This window comes from Brevibacillus sp. MER 51 (genome assembly GCF_023714195.1).
Taxonomy (GTDB): Bacteria; Bacillota; Bacilli; order Brevibacillales; family Brevibacillaceae; genus Brevibacillus.
The window spans coordinates 15,287-34,034 of the sequence record NZ_JAMAUS010000006.1; the positions used below are offsets into that span (position 1 = coordinate 15,287).

Sequence of the window (18,748 nt, forward strand, 5' to 3'; positions counted from 1 at the left end):
CAGGGAAAGGAAACGGAAAAATAAATCATCGGGACAAAAACGGGAGAAGGGGGAAAAAGCAGCAAGCAGGTTTTTCCAAATATTCGTGGAATTGAGAAGGACTGGTTGTGTATTTCGTGACTTTCTATCTATTCAACGGCGGGTGATAGAGTGAAACGATTAGATTTAATATTCCAGACGTTAATAGACGCTGGTCCTGATAAAAAAGTAAGCGCTTCAGATTTGGCTGAGCGGCTTGGTTTGAGTCGAGCGAATGTGAGCAGCGATTTGAACCGTTTGTGGAAGGAAGGTCGAATCGGGAAGGAAGAAGGGCGTCCGACGCTGTTTTTTGCCAAGCAAGGAAACGATTCGCTCTATTTGGCGGAGACGTCGCTGGACAGGCTGGCGAAGACCAACAAGAGCCTGATCACGCGTATTGAGCAGGCAAAGGCGGCCGTTTTGTATCCGCCGCGAGGGATGCATTGCTTGATTTTGGGGGAAACAGGTGTAGGAAAATCGTGGTTTGCTGGGATGATTCACGAGTTTGCCGTTGATATTGGACGCCTGGATAAGCATGCTCCTTTCGTGATTTTTAACTGTGCCGATTATGCCAACAACCCGCAGCTCTTAATCAGTCAATTGTTCGGAGTCAAAAAAGGGGCGTACACCGGAGCGGAGATGGACCGCAAAGGACTCGTGGAAAAGGCAGACGGCGGCATTCTCTTTCTCGATGAAGTGCATCGGCTGCCGGCGGAAGGACAGGAAATCTTTTTTACCTTTATGGATAAGGGTATATACCGCCGTGTAGGGGAAACAGAGATGGAGCGGACGGCTCACGTCCAGATTGTCATGGCCACGACAGAAAATCCGGAGTCGAGTCTCTTAAAAACGTTCATGAGGCGCATTCCCATGGTCATCAAGCTGCCATCTTTGGTTGAGCGTGGCTTGGAAGAGCGCTTCAGTATTACGATGGAAATTTTTCAAGAAGAGGCTTTTCGGTTGGGGAGAGAGATTCAGATATCGGCCAATGCTGTGCAGGCATTCTTGTGCTATCACTGCCCGAATAACATTGGACAGTTAAAAACGGATATTCAGCTCACCTGCGCCAGCGCCTATGCTGAATTCATTTCGTTAAAAAAGAATCAGTTGCACGTATCGGTTCAGGATTTGCCGCATCATGTCAAGCAAGGGCTGCTTTTGGTGAAGGATTACAAGCAGGAGCTCGATGAAATCATTGGGACGGAGCACAATTGCTTTGTCGTGCAGCCATCAAAAGAGGGCATCTGGATCGGACGAGAAACAGAGGATACAACGGACAGTGTCTATGAAAAAATCGAGCAAAAAATATATGAGCTGCAAAACCTCGGTGTGAGTGAAGAAGAATTGGAGTTTGACATTGAGAATTATTTTACGACTTTTATCAAAGGCGTCCATCAACGCGTAAATAAGGGCGACATGGCCCGAATTATCGACCCGTTCATCATTCACCTCGTGGAAGAGATCGTTCGCTTCGCAGAGGCCAAGCTGGAGAAGATTTTGAGCCAGAAGGTAATCTTTGGTCTCGCGCTGCATATTCAGACATCGAAGGAGCGGCTCGCGCAAGGCAAGCAAATCGTGAATCCGCAAATCAACCATGTGCGAATCAAATACAAGAAAGAGTTTGCAGTGGCGCTAGAGTGCGTTCGCATGATAGAAGAAGCGATACTCATGGATCTGCCGATTGGTGAGGCTGGATATTTGACCATGTTTTTCGTGCTCGACGATGTCAGCATGGAGGAAGAACGGGAAACAATCGGAGTGCTTGTGATTACGCACGGAAGCGGCGGTGCGACAGCGATGGTCGATGTGACGAACCGATTGCTAGTCACACAATATGCGAGAGCCATTGACCTGCCGCTTGAAGAAGATTCCATGAGTGTTTTGGAAAAAGCAATGAAAGTAGCCAGAGAGATCGGGAGCAAGGCTGGACTGCTGTTGCTCGTGGATATGGGATCGCTGCTCGGCTTTGGCGAAATTATCGAGCGGGAGATCGGCATTCCGGTCAAGGTCATTCCGATGGTCAGTACGCCGCATGTGATTGAAGCCACTCGAAAGGCCATGCTCGGTCATTCGCTGGAGGATGTTTACCGAGATGTCGTGGGCATGTCGCTCTACCAACGGGAGGAGCAGCCGAAAGAACAGGTGCAAAAGCATGTTCCAGCGCTAACGATTGTCGCTGCCTGCCTGTCTGGGGAAGGCAGTGCCTTGTTTTTGAAAAAGCTGCTGGAATCGAGGCTCAGGTACGATGATAGCCTTCTGGAATTTGTGCCGCTGCAACTGATCGATAAGGCACAGGCACGCAGTCAGCTTCGAAAAATCAAGGAAGAGAGAAAAATTCTGTTCGTGGTGAGCAATTACATTCTCGACCGCGAATTGCGCCACCATAGCATGGACGATGTTTTGAACGGAGAAGCGATGTCTGATATCCAGCAAGTGATCGATCTGGAAGAGGCCTACCTGAAGATGCAAGAGTCGCTGGGGGAGCATCTGCAAATAGTAGACGGTCAAGATATTCTCGCAGACGTGAGGATGTCTGTCGGCCGTATGGAGGAGCGATTGAACAATTATTTGGTTTTTGACACGCGAATTGGGGCCTACTTGCATATCTGCTGCTTGGTAGATCGTCTGAAAGCAGGTGCGCAATCCGTGGCGTATATTCAAAAAGAAAGTTTTTTGCAGGAGAATCGCAAGCTGTACAGCTTAATCCGCCATGAATTATTGCCGCTGGAAGACAAATATGAGGTAGTGATCAGCGAAGACGACGTTTGTTTTATCATGAATTTCTTCATACACAATAAAACACTGGCCTAACCAGTGTTTTATTTTTTGACTATTCCTTATTCAAAATCAAACACTACAGCGCTTACATAAAAACACTAATGGGGATGGCAGGCGATGAGGTCGCGAAATATGACTAACCATGCGGTTTTCTCAGTAAGCGCATACATTTTTTGGTGTTTTGGCACGCAACTTGCTCTTACAGTAAGGCATCACTCGTTGAGAGGAGGGGGTACAATGAATATTTTATTGTGTTGCGCAGCGGGTATGTCGACAAGCTTGCTGGTTCAAAAAATGGAGGAGGCTGCCAGAGAAAAAGGGTTGGACGCTAAAATATGGGCAGTTTCCGCAGATGAAGTGAAAAATCATATCGATCAAGCAGCAGTACTCTTGTTGGGGCCACAAGTTCGTTACAAGCTGACAGAGATGAAAAAAGAAGGGGCATCCAGAGGAATTCCTGTAGACGTAATCAGCACGGTCGATTACGGAACGTTGAACGGGAAAAACGTGCTTGAGTTTGCACTTCGTCTAAAACAGTAGGAGGGGGATGCGTGTGGGCGGATTTGTTTCATTTATGGAAAACCGCATGATGCCGATAGCAGGAAAAATGGCGGAACAAAAGCATCTGCAGGCCATTCGTGACGGAATTATCCTTACTTTGCCTTTGTTGATCATTGGTTCACTGTTCCTCATCATTGGCTTCATACCGATACCTGGTTATGACGAATTCATGGGCGGTATTTTCGGCGAAAAATGGCGGACGAAGCTACTGTACCCGGTAGGCGCTACTTTTGACATCATGGGGTTAATTGTGAGTTTTGGCGTCGCCTACCGACTAGCAGAGAAATACAAGGTCGATCCGCTGTCGGCTGGAGCGATCTCTGTTGCTTCCTTCTTGCTCGCTACTCCGTATAAAGTAATGTTCACCCCTGAGGGAGTGAGTGCAGCCCAAGAGGTAGGCGGAGTCATTCCCGTTACGCTGATGGGCAGTCAGGGATTGTTTGTAGCCATGATATTGGCGATTTTAGGAACCGAGATCTATCGCAAAATCATCCAAATGAAAATCGTCATCTCCATGCCACCCGGCGTTCCCCCTGCTGTTTCCCGCTCTTTTGTGGCATTGATCCCTGCGGGTGCTGTGCTTATCGTTGTCTGGCTGATTCGGATTCTGCTAGAAAACACCTCTTTCGAGAGTATTCATAATATTGTAAAAGATCTTCTTGTCGGACCATTGAGTGTGGTCGGCAGCAGCTTGATTGGCGCCATCATCTGTGTGTTGCTCATTCATATTCTCTGGGCTGTTGGTTTGCATGGTGCGGCGATAGTCGGTGGTATTATGAGTCCCATCTGGCTAACACTGATGGACCAGAACAGAGCGGCGTTTCAGGCAAATCCGAATGGTGAATTGCCGAACGTGGTCACCACGCAATTTTTTGACATGTGGATCTATGCAGGGGGATCAGGTGCCACTTTGGCTCTCGTTGTCCTGATGGTATTTATGGCGCGAAGCAAGCAGATGAAAAACATCGGCAGACTCTCGATTGGGCCTGGTTTGTTTAACATCAATGAACCGGTCATCTTCGGGATGCCGATTGTCATGAACCCGCTCTTGATTATTCCATTTGTGATTACCCCTGTCATATTGGTCATTATCAGCTATTTTGCGATGTCGCTGGGATGGGTAGCAAAGCCAAGCGGGGTATCTGTTCCGTGGACGACACCATTATTTGTCAGCGGATATTTGGCTACAGGCGGAAAAGTATCGGGGATGGTTCTTCAAGCGGTGAACTTCCTCATCTCGCTCGCGATCTACTATCCGTTCTTCCGTTTGTGGGATAAACAAAAGGTAGTTGAAGAAAAAGCTGGTACTGCTTCCGATACAGCTGTGACTATGTAATCGCTAGAGGAGAGGCTATCTATGAAATTGATTGTGAATGCAGACGATTTTGGGTATTCCAAAGGCGTCAATCTGGGCATCGTCGAAGCGCATCGGGAAGGAGTCGTTACTTCTGCGACCCTGATGGTCAATATGGAGGGGTTCGAGCACGCTGTAGGACTGGCCAAAGAATATCCAACGCTCGGAGTAGGCATTCATCTGGTGCTCACATGCGGATCGCCAGTCAGTCAGGATGTACCATCGCTAACGGATGGAGAGGGGTGTTTTCGACGCGGGCAAGATCATTTGATTTCTGCTGCACCGGATGAGATCGAGCGGGAGCTGCGGACTCAATTGGAGAGGTTCATGGCGTCGGGGCTCAAGCTGACCCATATCGACAGCCACCACCATGTACATGCACATCCAGCCGTTTTGCCGATTGTTCTGAAGCTGGCAGAGGAATATCGAGTGCCAGTTCGCTATCCGTGGATGTCCGGGTCACAGGAGCAGCGAGACCAGTCGGGTGTTTTGACGACAGAAGGCTTTTCTCATCATTTTTATGGAGACGACCTAACCGTACAATCCTTCGTCAAGATCGTAGAGGATATGTCAGATTATCCTGTAGTGGAGATCATGACGCACCCTGCTTATTTGGACGAAGCGGTACTGACAGGCAGTTCATATGCAAAGCAACGAACCACAGAATTAAAAATCTTAACAGCAGCAGAGTTAAAGCAATACATTCGTGATCAAAAAATACAGCTCGTGACTTTTAGCGAACTTGGATAGGTGGAGATAGGATGGACCATACAGACGTTATTTTTCAACTAATACTTCACGGAGGAAATGCGCGGAGTCTGGCAATGGAAGCGATCGCTCTGGCTAAAAATAGAGACTTGTCAGGTGCCGAGGACGCATTGAAGCGTGCAGGAGAAGAGCTCGGGCGTGCACACCAAAATCAAACGGCACTTATCCAGAAGGAGATAGCGGGCGAAAAGACTGAGATCAGCATGCTCTTGATTCACGCCCAGGATCATTTGATGAACGCAATTACAGTCAAAGATTTGGCGACGGAGTTTGTCGAGCTGTACAGCCAAATCCATGCAGGCAAGGAGGCAGGAGTATGAGCGGAATCAAAATTGTGACGATCGGTGGAGGGTCTAGCTATACACCCGAGCTGGTGGAAGGCTTCATCAAGCGCTACGATGAGTTGCCTGTCCGAGAGCTGTGGCTGGTGGATATTCCAGAGGGCGAGAAAAAGCTGCAAACAGTAGGCGCCCTGGCAAAAAGGATGGTAGAGAAGGCAGGCGTGCCTATCGAGATCCATTTGACGATGGATCGGCGAAAAGCACTCGCGGGTGCAGATTTTGTTACGACGCAAATGCGCGTGGGTCTCTTGGATGCGCGAATCAAGGATGAGCGGATTCCTTTGAAATACGGGGTGATCGGTCAGGAAACGAATGGACCTGGCGGCTTGTTCAAAGGCCTGCGTACCATTCCGGTCATTATGGACATTTGTCGTGACATGGAAGAGCTATGTCCAGATGCTTGGCTGATTAACTTCACGAATCCGGCTGGTATGGTCACAGAGGCAGTGCTGCGGTATACCAACCGCAAAAAGGTCATTGGACTGTGTAATGTTCCCATCGGGATGAAAATGGGTGTTGCCACTGTTTTAGGCGTCGAGCAATCACGGGTTCATATTGATTTTGCCGGTTTGAACCATATGATCTTCGGACTGGGTGTGTACCTGGATGGGGAAAACGTCATTTCCCAGGTAATCGATAAAATCACGGGCGACCAATCGGGTATTACGATGCAAAATATTTTGGACCTTGGTTGGGATAAGGATTTCATCAAAGCACTGGGGATTCTCCCGTGCCCGTATCATCGTTACTACTACCAGACGCGCACGATGCTTGAGCATGAGTTGGAAGAAGCGGAGCAGAAAGGGACGCGGGCTGAAGTGGTCAAGCAGGTGGAAGCGGAGCTATTTGCGCTCTACGAAGATCCGGACTTGGATATCAAGCCTCCGCAGTTGGAGAAACGCGGCGGGGCCTATTACAGCGAGGCAGCTTGCAATTTGATTTACTCCATTTACAACGACAAGCGCGATATCCAGACAGTAAATGTTCGCAACAATGGAGCCATTGCCAGCATTCCGGATGATTCGGCAGTCGAGGTGAACTGCGTCATTACAAGAGAAGGACCGATTCCTTTGGCGGTAGGTGATTTGCCTGTCTCCGTGCGTGGACTCGTACAGCAAATCAAATCGTTTGAGCGAGTGGCAGCTGAGGCAGCTGTAACGGGTGATTACCATAAGGCGCTATTGGCGATGAATATTAACCCGCTGGTGCCGTCAGATGTGATCGCCAAAAAAATACTCGATGAGATGCTGGAGGCGCACAAGGAGCATCTGCCCCAGTTTTTCAAGCCCGTCACATAAGGATGGGACTCGCGTGAAATACAAACTCCTCGCCCTGGATGTGGACGGAACGATTTTGATGTCGAACCACAGCTTATCCAAAGTAACAGAGCGGGCCATTAGCCAGTTAGTGAAGCAAGGCGTTCACGTCACACTGGCAACCGGCAGGGCATACCCATCGGCAAAATCGTTGGCGGAGCAGTTCCAGATCAGCGCACCACTTGTTTCCCATGATGGCGCATACGTCGCAGATCCCAAGACGGATCAGGTGCTGTATGTACAGCGTATTCCGTATGAGATGGCGGCGAGGATTACAGAAATACTCGTATCGCACGGCTTGGATGTCATGTTGCTGCACGAGGCTTATGCTGTCACGAATCGCACGTGGAAGTGGACGGACTTGTTTCCGCTGTTAAATGCCTGGACACTGCGCCAGCTGTGGAAAAATCAATACCCGCTCAAAATCCAGGCTTCGCGGTTGATAGCCGGATACGTTCGAAAACATGAAGTGTGTGCTCCGAAAATATTCGTCACGGGCGACGAGAAGCGTCTGTTGGCAGCAAGACAAGAGCTGGAGAAAGCCGAGCTTTCGGGGGTTCGCGTGACGGCATCGGGTACCAATAATTTAGAAATATTGCCTGTGGGAATCTCCAAAGCAAGTGGTCTTGCGGTAGTGAGTGAGAGGCTTGCGATTCAGCCTGACGAGATCGTTGCTGTAGGCGACAATTATAATGATGCAGAGATGCTCCAATTCGCCGGAATGGGTGTGGCGATGGGCAATGCTCCTGATGATTTGAAACAGCTGGCTCGGCATGTCACGGAAACGAACGATCAGGATGGGGTGGCAGAAGTCATCAGGAAGTTTTTTCTGTGACATTCAGACAGGAAGGGAGGCGTGAAATTGATCCGAATGAATCTGGAAGTAGCCGTGAGTGGAGGTCTCCATGCTCGCCCTGCTTCTGTCTTGGTGAACCTGCTCAATCAATACAGCTCGTCGGTCAAGATGATCTACAATGACAAGCAGGCAAATGGCAAAAGCATCCTCAGCGTAATGGCTCTGGGGGTAAAGACCGGAGATGAAATTATGTTTGAGGTGGAGGGGGCCGATGAGCAAGAAGTGGCTGCCAGTATTGAGTCCTTATTTGAAAGGAACTTTGCCATCTAACAGGGAGAAAACCACGTAATAAAGCCAGTGCCTGACGATCGGGCACTGGCTTTTCTATTGAATCTTTACGCGTGCTTGCGGAATACGACCGTGACTTTGAAGTAATCGCCATCAATATCGATAGACAGCCTGCCGCCTTGCAACTCTACGATGCTTTTTGCGATAGCCAAGCCGAGGCCAGAGCCTTCGGTATGACGGGATTGATCAGCGCGCTTGAACCGTTCAAACAGTTCCTGTGCGTCAAAGTCGATTTCGTAGGCGGAGACATTTTTGAACGTCAGGATAACCTCGTCCTGTGTCTCTGCCAAATGGATCAGGACGCGTGTATTCGGCATGGAATACTTCAGGGCGTTGCCAATCAGATTCTCGAATACACGCCATGTTTTCTTGCCATCCAGAGGAGCGATGATCTTCGGCTGTTCCGTTGTTACGCGGAAAGTGAGCGTCGATTGCTCGATTTTGTCACTGAATTCTGCGATGGATTGGTTGAGCAGGGAGGCTACATTCACTGGCTCGATATTCAGTTCCACCGCACCGCTGGACATTTTGGCTGCGTCAAACAGGTCATCGATGAGGACGCGCAGTCGATCTGCTTTGCGATCCAAGACATCGACGTAGCTCTTGCGTTCCTCAGGTGTCAAATCTTCCTGCTTGAGCAGGGTAACGTAGTTGATAATTGACGTCAGCGGTGTTTTTAAATCATGAGAAACATTGGTAATCAATTCGGATTTCATGCGCTCGCTCTTCATCTGCTCTTCCATCGCGTGCTTGAGTCCCTTTGTGATGTTGTTGAGAGAGTGCGCGAGATCAGATAACTTCCCTTTTTTTACCTTCTGGATCGTAGTGTTCAGATTGCCTCCAGCCATTTCGGAGGCACCTTGCATGATGCGGTTCATCAGTCCCAAGCGTCTAAGCGAGTATGGGAAAACCACGATCATGTAAAACATGCCATACAAAAAGCTGAAAAACAGTAAGCCACCAGACCTTTCGATTAGGGCGACGAATCCGAAACCGATACTCATTCCAAACATTACAGTCAGGATGAACAACGTGGATACTTTGAAGAACATGCCACGATTGGCGTAGCTTTCTTTCAGAAGGACACGTTGTCTGGCGAAGATACTCTTTTGCCACTGTTGCAAGAATCTCTCAGGTTCTTTGTACATAAGCCGCGCCTCCAGCAATTGTAAAAGCAGGTAAGCGGTGAACAAGGAAACGAACGCAAGGGTAAAGATATGCTCACCATCAATCGGCAAGAAGAAAAAGCGTAGGTTCGCCAACATAATGAAGTACGCAATTCCAAGTACGAACAACATACCCATCCGAATATCCAGCGGGATAAGGCGGATCAGAGCCATGCTTTTTGTGACAATAGGTACTTCCGCCGGTTTTCCTGTTCGCAAGTATAAAAAGCTAAAAGCAATGATAAGGAGAGTAACCGTAAGCAAGACAAACTCGCCAATAAGCCGCTCCCGAATGGAATCGTAGTAAAGGGCATCTGCGTGGACCTGACTATATCCGTCTGGTTCTTTTGGGACATAAAAGATACCGCTTAGTTGACTCAATTGATAAGTGCGATTGATGCTTTCCAAATCCCCGTTCGTATTAGGGAGGTTGATTGTATAGCGCGCATACCGGGCCAGTTCCCATTCTGTAGGTTCTTGCGCGAGATTGGTGTAAACTTTGTTGTTCTTTTTATCGGTGACGTAGTATTTGAAGGAGCCGCTTCGCAAGGTGAGGCTGTTTTTTTGTTCCTCGTACTCGGTATCTCTTTCGGCGATTCTGTTGTTCACCTGCTCCTGATAATACGACGTTGCTTTTGCGATGTCTTCTTGCAAGCGTTGTGAATATTCTTCGGTTAATTGGGCGACTCTCTCGTTGTCACCCTCACTTTTTGCCTGTTTTATCGAATCTAAGAGATGGTTATCTTCCTTAATCGACCGGAGGGTTTCCTCATGCTCTTTTTTGAGCTGATTCGCTGTCTTCTCGTCCAGCTTTCCTGGCGTGTAGTCTGCATAATCTACATGAACCTTTTTCACCAGCTCGGCAAATGTCTCTAATTCACGATTGAAGCCTGAGCTTTGAAAGTAATTATCCTCTTGGAGATTCTCGCGTTTATGATACAGGTCGGCCATCGTCAGGAGCGCGAGCGAAATACTCACGATCAAAACAAGTAGCACGGGTACCGCAAAGCGTTTATTTTTCGATTTTGTATCCAATTCCCCATACCACCTTCAAATATTTAGGTTCCTTCGGGTTGATCTCTATTTTTTCCCGAATGCGTCTCACGTGGACAGCCACTGTGTTTTCCGCGTTCATATAAGGCTCTCTCCAGACCCGTTCATAAATTTCTTCGATTGAAAACACCCGGCCTTTGTTTTCCATTAACAGCTCCAAGATTTTGTACTCAGTAGCAGTCAGCCGGACCTCGTTGCCATCAATGGCTACATTTTTTGTGCTTTTGTTCAAGGTCAAGCCGCGTACCTGAATCTCATCCTCTGTCATTTGAGCGCTTCCCAGATTGGTAAAACGTCTTAACTGAGATTTGACCCTGGCGATGAGCTCCAAGGGATTAAAAGGCTTCGTCACATAGTCATCGGCACCGATGTTGAGCCCGAGAATTTTATCGGTATCCTCTGACTTGGCAGACAGCATGATGATCGGGATGTTTTTTTTCTGGCGAATTTGAAAGGTGGCGGTCATTCCGTCCATTTTTGGCATCATGATGTCCATCAGGATGAGTTGGATTTCTTCATTCTCCAGTATTTCCAACGCTTCCAGTCCATTGCTAGCCTTGAATACGGTCATGGATTCATTTTTGAGATAGATTTCGATTGCGTCGCGGATTTCAGCCTCGTCGTCGACTACGAGGACTTGATATTTGGTCATGATTCGTCCCACCTTATGAATGCATTCATGGTATTATCTTAACGCCCAGCTCTAACAAAACAGTAATGAAATGTCTTACAAATTTCTTAATAAACAGCGTTCAGGAAATGCTAGCTAATAGGATCAAGCCGATAAATAAGGTAAGATGTGAGGAAGAATACGAGAAAATTGGTGATTGCTTTGCTGGAATGGACAGGGGAGAGAATCATCCCCAAGCTGTTAAAACCTACGAATGGCATGCTGCTGGAGCATATAGCCAGATATTATTTTGCCGCGCCTTATGTTAAAGGTCGAGTGCTGGATATCGCTTGCGGTACCGGCTACGGATGTCATATGATCGCAAAGGATCGAAAACGAGAGCTGACAGAACTGATCGCTGTCGACAATGATGAGGCGACGATATTTTATGCCAATCGGGAATACAACCATCAAAAGATTACGTATCAGCAGGGTGACGCTCTTGATCCGGCGCTTCCCGAGCAATTGGGGTTGTTTGATACGATTTTGAGCTTTGAGACCATTGAGCATGTCGTAGACGATTTGCTGTTTATGGATAACTTGTATCGGATGCTGAAACCAGGTGGTACGCTCGTGCTGTCCAGTCCATTTGGCAGAGGGCGGGGCAAAGAGACGAGTGAGCCCTTTCATGTTCATCAGTTGACGCCGGAAGAGTTCGCGGAGCTGTTTGTACGCTATTCTGACGTGGATATGTACTATCAGAGAGGCGTTACGTTTGAAAAAACACCCCGCGATGGCGTACGGTACTTTATCGGCATGGCAGTATGTACGAAATAATAACGGATTGATTTATGAATGGAGATGGCGAAACTGGCTGATTTTTGGAGATTAGGAATACATAAGGAACTGATAAATGCTCTGCAAGCAAACGGGATTACTGAGCCTACACCGATTCAGGAAAAAGCAATTCCTGTTGTGCTGGAAGGAAAAGATGTAATCGCGCAAGCACAGACGGGAACGGGAAAGACGCTTGCCTTTATTTTGCCGATCTTGGAAAAGGTTGATCCGGAAGCAACGCATGTACAGGCATTGATTTTGACGCCTACGCGGGAGCTTGCTCTGCAAATCACGGCAGAGGTGAAGAAGCTCGTAGCGATGCTGGATGATATCCATGTGCTTGCTGTGTATGGTGGACAAGATGTCAATCAACAGCTGAGAAAGCTGGCAGGAAAAATACAAGTGGTCATCGCTACGCCAGGGCGTTTACTGGATCATCTGCGGAGAGGGACAATCGATTTATCACAGGTGTCGATGTTTGTCCTGGATGAGGCGGATCAAATGCTCCACATGGGCTTTTTGCCAGAGGTAGAAGATATTATGGCGAAGACGCCTTTCGATAAGCAGACGATGCTGTTTTCAGCCACGATGTCGGAACAGGTGCAATCTCTTGCGAAGCGCTTGATGAAAAAGCCGGAAAATATCCAGGTGCAGGGCAAGCGTATTACGTTGGAGGATATTCGTCAAATTGCAGTAGAAACGACAGATCGTGCGAAGCAAGATACTCTGTGCAGACTGTTAGATGAACAACGACCGTTTCTGGCGGTGATCTTTTGTCGAACGAAGCGTAGAGCGAGTAAGTTGAATGCTGCGCTGCAAGGTCTCGATTATATGTCTGATGAGTTGCACGGCGACTTGTCACAGGCGAAGCGCGAAGATGTCATGAAGCGATTCCGCGAGGCCAGGATTCAGTACTTGGTTGCAACGGATGTGGCAGCGCGAGGGCTGGATGTAGAGGGAGTCACACATGTTTTCAATTACGACATTCCAGAGGATGTTGACAGCTATATCCACCGGATTGGCAGAACGGGGCGAGCCAAGGAAAAGGGGACCGCTTTTACCTTGGTAGCGGCGAAGGATTGGGGGCAGCTCAGGGAGATTGAAGAAGGGATCAATCTGTCTCTGGAGCGGCGTGAAATGGATCGCGGGGAATCGGGTGATCAAAAGAAACAGACACGACAGCAAAGGCCTGAGTCTGATCGATCCGGGAAGGAAGAGCGTCGCGGGGACAAGCAAGGTAGAGGCAAAGACAAAGGGAAGCCAGCTGAGCGAAGACAGCAAGGCTCTGGGGAACGCCGAAGAGATGGGGAAGGGCGTCAACAAAAGAGCGGCGGCTTTGATCGTAAGCCGAAGGAACGTGACCGTGCGGCAGGCGGCTTTGAGCGTAAGCCAAAGGAACGTGACCGTGCGGCAGGCGGCTTTGATCGTAAGCCGAAGGAACGTGACCGTGCAGCAGGAGGATTCGAGCGTAAACCTAAGGACGGTAACCGAGCAGCAGGTGGTACTGGACGTAAACCGAAGGAAGGAAACCGTGCAACAAGTGGATTTGATCGCAAGTCTAGCGGCTCTGGCAAGAAGCCAGTATCTGCACAACGCAGTTCCGCCCGTCCAAATGCAAAACCAGGCAAAAGGACAAGCGCTGCTCCTGCAAATCGTACTTCTCGCAAAAAATCCAGATAGCAATCCAAGCAAAAAAAAGACCGTTCCCGCCGTATAAAGGCAGGAGCGGTCTCCTTTTATTCCGGTTCCGTGTCTGGAAATACCCGTGATCGAGTGAGGAAGCGTACTCCCTCCGGCCCTTCCAGCGAAAACATTCCGCCACGCCCATTCACGACGTCAATGATGAGCTGCGTGTGCTTCCAATACTCATACTGCGCTTTGCCCATGTAGAACGGGCAACCACCGATCTCGCCTAACAGGATGTCCTGCTCACCCACGAGAAATTCTCCGAGCGGGTAACACATGGGAGAGCTGCCATCGCAGCAGCCCCCTGACTGGTGAAACATCAGGTCGCCGTGTTTGGCGCGAAGCCGTTCAATCAATGCCAGTGCAGCATCTGTCGCGAGCACTTTTTCTGGCTGGCTCATTGATCAAAAGAAGCCCAGAGCTTGATCGCTGTAGCTGACAAGCAGGTTTTTCGTTTGTTGGTAGTGAGACAGCATCATTTTGTGTGTCTCGCGGCCGATACCGGACATTTTGTAGCCGCCAAACGCTGCGTGAGCCGGGTAAGCGTGGTAGCAGTTGGTCCAAACGCGACCAGCCTGAATTTCGCGGCCCATGCGGTAGGCTGTGTTCGTGTCGCGTGTCCATACACCAGCACCCAAGCCATACAGCGTATCATTTGCCATGGCGAGCGCTTCTTCTGTATCCTTGAAGGTCGTTACGGAGACGACCGGACCGAAGATTTCTTCCTGGAAGATACGCATCTTGTTGTGGCCTTTAAAGACAGTTGGCTGGATGTAGTAGCCGCCCTCGAGTTCACCTGCAAGCTGTGCACGAGATCCTCCAATCAGGCATTCGGCTCCTTCTTGTTTGCCGATATCCAGGTAGGAGAGGATTTTTTCTACCTGCTCCAAAGAAGCTTGCGCGCCGATCATCGTATCTGTATCGAGCGGATTTCCTTGCTTGATATTGGCTACGCGTTGCAGGGCACGCTCCATAAATTGGTCGTAGATGCTTTCGTGGATGAGCGCGCGGGATGGGCATGTGCAAACCTCGCCTTGGTTGAGCGCAAACAGTACGAATCCTTCAATGGCTTTGTTAAAGAAGGCATCGTCTTTTGCAGCCACATCCGGGAAGAAGATGTTTGGCGATTTTCCGCCCAGCTCCAGCGTCACCGGAATAATATTTTGGGAAGCGTATTGCATGATCAAGCGACCTGTCGTCGTTTCACCCGTAAAGGCGATTTTCGCGATGCGATTGCTTGAAGCGAGAGGTTTACCCGCTTCCAGACCGAAGCCGTTCACGACGTTGACGACACCAGGAGGGAGCAGGTCGCCGACCAACTCCATCAGCACCAAGATGGAAGCAGGAGTTTGCTCCGCTGGCTTGAGGACGACGCAGTTGCCCGCTGCCAAGGCTGGAGCCAGCTTCCAAGTAGCCATGAGGAGCGGGAAGTTCCAAGGAATGATTTGACCAACGACACCGAGTGGCTCATGGAAATGGTAAGCGACCGTATCGTTATCGATTTCGGCGAGTGTACTTTCTTGAGCGCGGATTGCTCCGGCGAAGTAACGGAAATGGTCAATCGCCAGCGGGATGTCGGCCGCGAGTGTTTCACGAACGGGCTTGCCGTTTTCCCACGTCTCTGCGTTTGCCAGCATCTCCAGATTTGCTTCCATCCGATCCGCGATTTTTAACAAAATATTCGCGCGTTGTGCAACAGAGGTACGGCCCCACGCGTCTTTTGCTTCATGGGCAGCGTCCAGTGCCAGCTCAATATCTTCGGCTGTCGAGCGGGCTACCTCGCAAAAAACCTTGCCTGTTACAGGTGATACGTTTTCGAAATACTCACCTTTTACTGGCGGAACCCAATTACCCCCGATGTAGTTTTCATAACGATTTTTGAAAGTCACCTTGGAGCCGGCTTGGCCGGGCTGAGCATAGATCATTGCGAGCGCCTCCTCATTTATCACATATTTCTTTACAGTCCTTTCTAAAAGCAAGTCTCGTACCAACGTGAAAAAGCTCGAAATGACAGCGTTTTCTTGAGTGGATGAGGGTAGAAATTGTTCCATAATGGATCATGTTGTGTTCCGTATTGGGACAAAGGAGTGGATATCTGTCGGAAAATGACCGATGACGGCTAGGGGTGTAAAACATGTTTGACATGTCTCGTTGTCTTGCTCTATAGTTTGGGTGTAAAAGGTTTTTTACACCCACCTGTAAATGGAAGGTGAACAACTCCGTGAAAAATCGAATAAAGGAATTTCGAGAAAAAGGGAACATCTCGCAAGGCAGGCTGGCTGAGTTGTGCAAGGTTAGCAGACAGACGATCAATGCGATCGAGAACAACAAATACGACCCGAGCCTACAATTGGCTTTTGATTTGGCGAGCAATTTAGGGGTAACGATTGACGAGCTGTTTCAACCATACAGTGAGGAGTAGAGAAGCTATGAAAAAGTTCAACGTGATTGTTTCATCCATCCTATTGTTGGCGATTGCAGGGCACGGAGGCTATCGGTGGGTTCGTTATGAGATGCTGGATGTAAGCACAATCATTTTCGGTTGCATTGCACTGTCGTACTTGTTGAACTCGATCACCTGGGGAGACTACGAGGGCGGGAAATACAGTGAAAGTGACGAATTGGACAAGCATATCAAGACGCAAAGTGCGAGAATCGGATACTATGCGCTTATGGTGCTGTCTGCTGCGGTCCTGTTCCTGTCGGAAGGGGTTACTGCACTCAATGACATTCAAAATATTCCGTTGGCAGTTGTCGTCGGTTTGACGTTCATTGTGGCGCCAATTACGGAATTTTTCTATTCGCGGAAGTTCAGATAAATAGCGGCCAGTCGGACAAATGTGCTCGTGGTTCGACTGGTTTTTTCTATAGCAAAGACTCTCATGTTATACTGAGAGGGAATGATTTTTGGGGGAGGGAATCGTGTTGTCGACGATTGTTCAGCAATCTTGGAAGCGCTGTCAGGAATCGAACCTCAAGGCTACGGAGAAGGTCAATGATCAAATCATTTCTGCCCGACGAATCAAAGAAATCATTCAAGATAATCACCCTCTGATTCGTGAAAGTCTCCCGCTGTTTAACAAGCTTGCTCCCTTTTTGTTATCGACAGAGCACATCGCACTCCTGTCTGACCGGGAAGGAAATATTATTCAAACGATCGGGGACCCGGTCTTCGCCAATCAGGCACAAAAAGTACAGCTTCAAATCGGAGCGAACTGGACAGAAGACTACAAAGGAACCAATGCGATTGGGACAGCACTGATCGCACAACAACCGATTCAGATACAGGGAGAGCAGCATTACTTTTTGGAAAATCGCTTTCTTGCATGCTCGGCGGCGCCTATTTTTTCACCAGCGGGTGAGCTATTGGGCATCATTGACATTAGTACGCGTAAAGAATATTCCCACCCGTTTGCCCTAACTATTGCTTGCATGATCGCAGAGGCTCTGCAAAACCGCTTTTTGTTAGCAGATGCGGAGCGCGTGATTGCCTTGCCAACTTCAACACGCCCAGGAGATGGTCGAGGGAAGCTGGCACTCGTCGGCTTGGATCGGGACGAGCGTATCGTGGGCTTAAATGAGGCCGCGCAGCAGCAGCTCGGAAAGGAAGCCTTGGGAACTAGGGTAAGTGCCGAGCAAGAGCGTGCTGGCCGTCATGTAAAAGATCATCGCCCGCGTTTTTGGTCTGCGGCACCCAAAGTACAGCTGAAGCCGTTTCCGCGTCTAGCTGGTTCATGCCCACTCTTCTTGCAGGCAAAGATGCTCGGACAAAAGGCGGCTCAGGTAGACTTTCCTGTGATCATTTTGGGGGAGAGCGGTACGGGGAAAGAGCTGTTCGCTCAGATGATCCATGAGACAGGTCCGCGTGCGCATGAGCCTTTTATCGCAGTGAACTGCAGTTCAATTCCAGAAAATTTGGTCGAGAGTGAATTGTTTGGATATGAAAGCGGGTCATTCACAGGGGCACATCGAGAAGGAAGAATCGGAAAGTTTGAAGCGGCGAAAAAAGGCACGATCTTTTTGGATGAGATCGGGGATATGTCTTTGCGTGCGCAAGCGGCACTGCTGCGCGTTTTGCAGGAAAAGGTCGTCACTCCGGTGGGGAGCAATCAATCCCGCCCGATTTATGCGCGGATCATTGCCGCTACGCATCGAAACCTGTCAGAGGAGATCAAGGCGGGACGTTTTCGGGCGGATCTGTACTACCGGCTCAAAGGGGTCACCATTCATTTGCCGTCACTGAAAAAGCGCAGTGATATCATCCAGGTGGCGGAGCATCTATTGCAGCAGATCGACACAGAACAAGCGTACATACTGACCACGGAGGCAAAGGACAAGCTGTGTGCTTATTCGTGGCCGGGCAATATCCGGGAACTGCAAGGCGTGCTGATTCAAGCGGTGTTTTTGGCAGAGGGGAACACCATTGATTGCGACCACATCCAGCTGGAGGGATTGATGGAAGCCGATACGCCTGAGTCTTTGGATCATGCCATACCTTCGTTGCGAGAAACAGAGAGAAAAGCGATCAAAAAGGCGCTCGAGAAAAGTGGCGGTAATGTAAGCAAAGCGGCCAAAATGCTGCAAATCGGACGCAATACCTTGTATCGCAAAATAGAAGAATACCAGATTGGGGCACCGATTAATCAGGAATAGTCATTCCTGATTCTCCTTTTTGAAAGAAGGTGATATTTATGAAGAATAAATTAATCGTGTCTTTGGCTGCAACAGCAATAGTTATGGTGCTAGTATTTGGATTTTTATATGTGGGGACTGGAAATGATTACTATAGATACTCTGATGGACCATCTTCAGAGCAGATAGAAGCTTTAAAGAGTAATAAAATTGATTATATGATTAAAGAAGACGGATCTTTATGGATAAGAAGAAGTGATGAATTGAAAGTAGCACAATGTTGTACATAGTTATGTTGAGTAACCAAAATGAGAGATACAACAGCAACCGGATTTATGAATGGTTGCTGTTTCTTTTCCATCAAAGGAAAGCCGTAGCACATCTAGGGGTACAGCCGAGATACGAGTAATTTTGGGTCGCAAGCTTACAGCAATTGTCATTTTTCGAATACAGTTTGTGGCATGGCGGGAGAATTCGATAAAAT

18 protein-coding genes are annotated in these 18,748 nt (G+C 48.8%); 14 read left to right on the top strand and 4 right to left on the bottom strand.

Going from position 1 to position 18,748, the window contains the following annotated elements; genetic code table 11:
* The first annotated feature begins 150 nt into the window (after window positions 1-150).
* From M3630_RS14190 to M3630_RS14225, 8 genes are all read left to right on the top strand, one after another.
* The gene (locus M3630_RS14190; RefSeq protein WP_251252518.1) at window positions 151-2,829 is read left to right on the top strand and encodes a sigma-54-dependent transcriptional regulator; all 2,679 of its coding nucleotides are present in this window, start codon (window positions 151-153) and stop codon (window positions 2,827-2,829) included.
* A gap of 204 nt (window positions 2,830-3,033) precedes the next feature.
* Window positions 3,034-3,336 carry a PTS sugar transporter subunit IIB gene (locus tag M3630_RS14195; RefSeq protein ID WP_015893830.1) on the top strand — a complete coding sequence of 101 codons (303 nt, stop codon included), beginning with the start codon at window positions 3,034-3,036 and terminating at the stop codon, window positions 3,334-3,336.
* 7 nt (window positions 3,337-3,343) lie between these two features.
* Window positions 3,344-4,693 carry a PTS cellobiose transporter subunit IIC gene (gene celB, locus M3630_RS14200; protein WP_173610303.1) on the top strand — a complete coding sequence of 450 codons (1,350 nt, stop codon included), beginning with the start codon at window positions 3,344-3,346 and terminating at the stop codon, window positions 4,691-4,693.
* Between the two features lie 21 nt (window positions 4,694-4,714).
* Window positions 4,715-5,461: a chitin disaccharide deacetylase gene (gene chbG / locus M3630_RS14205; RefSeq protein WP_251252519.1), complete on the top strand. Its 747-nt coding sequence runs from the start codon at window positions 4,715-4,717 to the stop codon at window positions 5,459-5,461.
* Window positions 5,462-5,472: 11 nt separating this feature from the next.
* Window positions 5,473-5,799 carry a PTS sugar transporter subunit IIA gene (locus tag M3630_RS14210; RefSeq protein WP_088909910.1) on the top strand — a complete coding sequence of 109 codons (327 nt, stop codon included), beginning with the start codon at window positions 5,473-5,475 and terminating at the stop codon, window positions 5,797-5,799.
* On the top strand, window positions 5,796-7,118 hold the full coding sequence (locus tag M3630_RS14215; protein ID WP_251252520.1) for a 6-phospho-beta-glucosidase: 1,323 nt from the start codon (window positions 5,796-5,798) through the stop codon (window positions 7,116-7,118). Before M3630_RS14210 ends, M3630_RS14215 begins: the two co-directional genes overlap by 4 nt.
* Before the next feature lie 13 nt (window positions 7,119-7,131).
* Window positions 7,132-7,971, top strand: a complete 840-nt coding sequence (locus tag M3630_RS14220) for a Cof-type HAD-IIB family hydrolase (protein ID WP_251252521.1) — start codon at window positions 7,132-7,134, stop codon at window positions 7,969-7,971.
* A 27-nt stretch (window positions 7,972-7,998) separates the two neighbouring features.
* Window positions 7,999-8,262: an HPr family phosphocarrier protein gene (locus tag M3630_RS14225; protein ID WP_048035997.1), complete on the top strand. Its 264-nt coding sequence runs from the start codon at window positions 7,999-8,001 to the stop codon at window positions 8,260-8,262.
* 65 nt (window positions 8,263-8,327) lie between these two features.
* Here the strand turns inward: M3630_RS14225 and M3630_RS14230 are convergent, their stop codons facing one another.
* Window positions 8,328-10,481: a sensor histidine kinase gene (locus M3630_RS14230; RefSeq protein WP_251252522.1), complete on the bottom strand. Its 2,154-nt coding sequence runs from the start codon at window positions 10,479-10,481 to the stop codon at window positions 8,328-8,330.
* Window positions 10,459-11,151 (bottom strand): response regulator transcription factor, encoded by a 693-nt coding sequence (locus tag M3630_RS14235; protein ID WP_173610306.1) that lies wholly within the window; start codon window positions 11,149-11,151, stop codon window positions 10,459-10,461. Before M3630_RS14235 ends, M3630_RS14230 begins: the two co-directional genes overlap by 23 nt.
* A 168-nt stretch (window positions 11,152-11,319) precedes the next feature.
* Here M3630_RS14235 and M3630_RS14240 point away from each other — a divergent pair, with 168 nt between their 5' ends.
* Complete coding sequence (locus M3630_RS14240) at window positions 11,320-11,946, top strand: class I SAM-dependent methyltransferase (protein WP_251252523.1); 627 nt, start codon at window positions 11,320-11,322, stop codon at window positions 11,944-11,946.
* 18 nt (window positions 11,947-11,964) lie between these two features.
* A complete protein-coding gene (locus tag M3630_RS14245; RefSeq protein WP_251252524.1) occupies window positions 11,965-13,626 on the top strand; it encodes a DEAD/DEAH box helicase in 1,662 nt (553 codons plus the stop codon).
* A 56-nt stretch (window positions 13,627-13,682) separates the two neighbouring features.
* Here the strand turns inward: M3630_RS14245 and M3630_RS14250 are convergent, their stop codons facing one another.
* On the bottom strand, window positions 13,683-14,033 hold the full coding sequence (locus M3630_RS14250) for a DUF779 domain-containing protein (RefSeq protein ID WP_221867291.1): 351 nt from the start codon (window positions 14,031-14,033) through the stop codon (window positions 13,683-13,685).
* A gap of 3 nt (window positions 14,034-14,036) precedes the next feature.
* The gene (gene adh, locus M3630_RS14255; protein WP_106779198.1) at window positions 14,037-15,557 is read right to left on the bottom strand and encodes an aldehyde dehydrogenase; all 1,521 of its coding nucleotides are present in this window, start codon (window positions 15,555-15,557) and stop codon (window positions 14,037-14,039) included.
* Window positions 15,558-15,853: 296 nt separating this feature from the next.
* Here adh and M3630_RS14260 point away from each other — a divergent pair, with 296 nt between their 5' ends.
* The 4 genes from M3630_RS14260 (at window position 15,854) to M3630_RS14275 (ending at window position 18,554) form a co-directional block, all read left to right on the top strand.
* Window positions 15,854-16,054 carry a helix-turn-helix transcriptional regulator gene (locus M3630_RS14260; protein WP_047070021.1) on the top strand — a complete coding sequence of 67 codons (201 nt, stop codon included), beginning with the start codon at window positions 15,854-15,856 and terminating at the stop codon, window positions 16,052-16,054.
* A gap of 7 nt (window positions 16,055-16,061) precedes the next feature.
* Entirely contained in the window at window positions 16,062-16,451 is a 390-nt protein-coding gene (locus M3630_RS14265; protein WP_106779201.1) for a hypothetical protein, read from the top strand.
* A gap of 106 nt (window positions 16,452-16,557) precedes the next feature.
* Window positions 16,558-18,285 (top strand): sigma-54-dependent Fis family transcriptional regulator, encoded by a 1,728-nt coding sequence (locus M3630_RS14270; RefSeq protein ID WP_251252525.1) that lies wholly within the window; start codon window positions 16,558-16,560, stop codon window positions 18,283-18,285.
* A 38-nt stretch (window positions 18,286-18,323) separates the two neighbouring features.
* Entirely contained in the window at window positions 18,324-18,554 is a 231-nt protein-coding gene (locus M3630_RS14275) for a hypothetical protein (protein ID WP_106779205.1), read from the top strand.
* The last annotated feature ends 194 nt before the right edge of the window (window positions 18,555-18,748 follow it).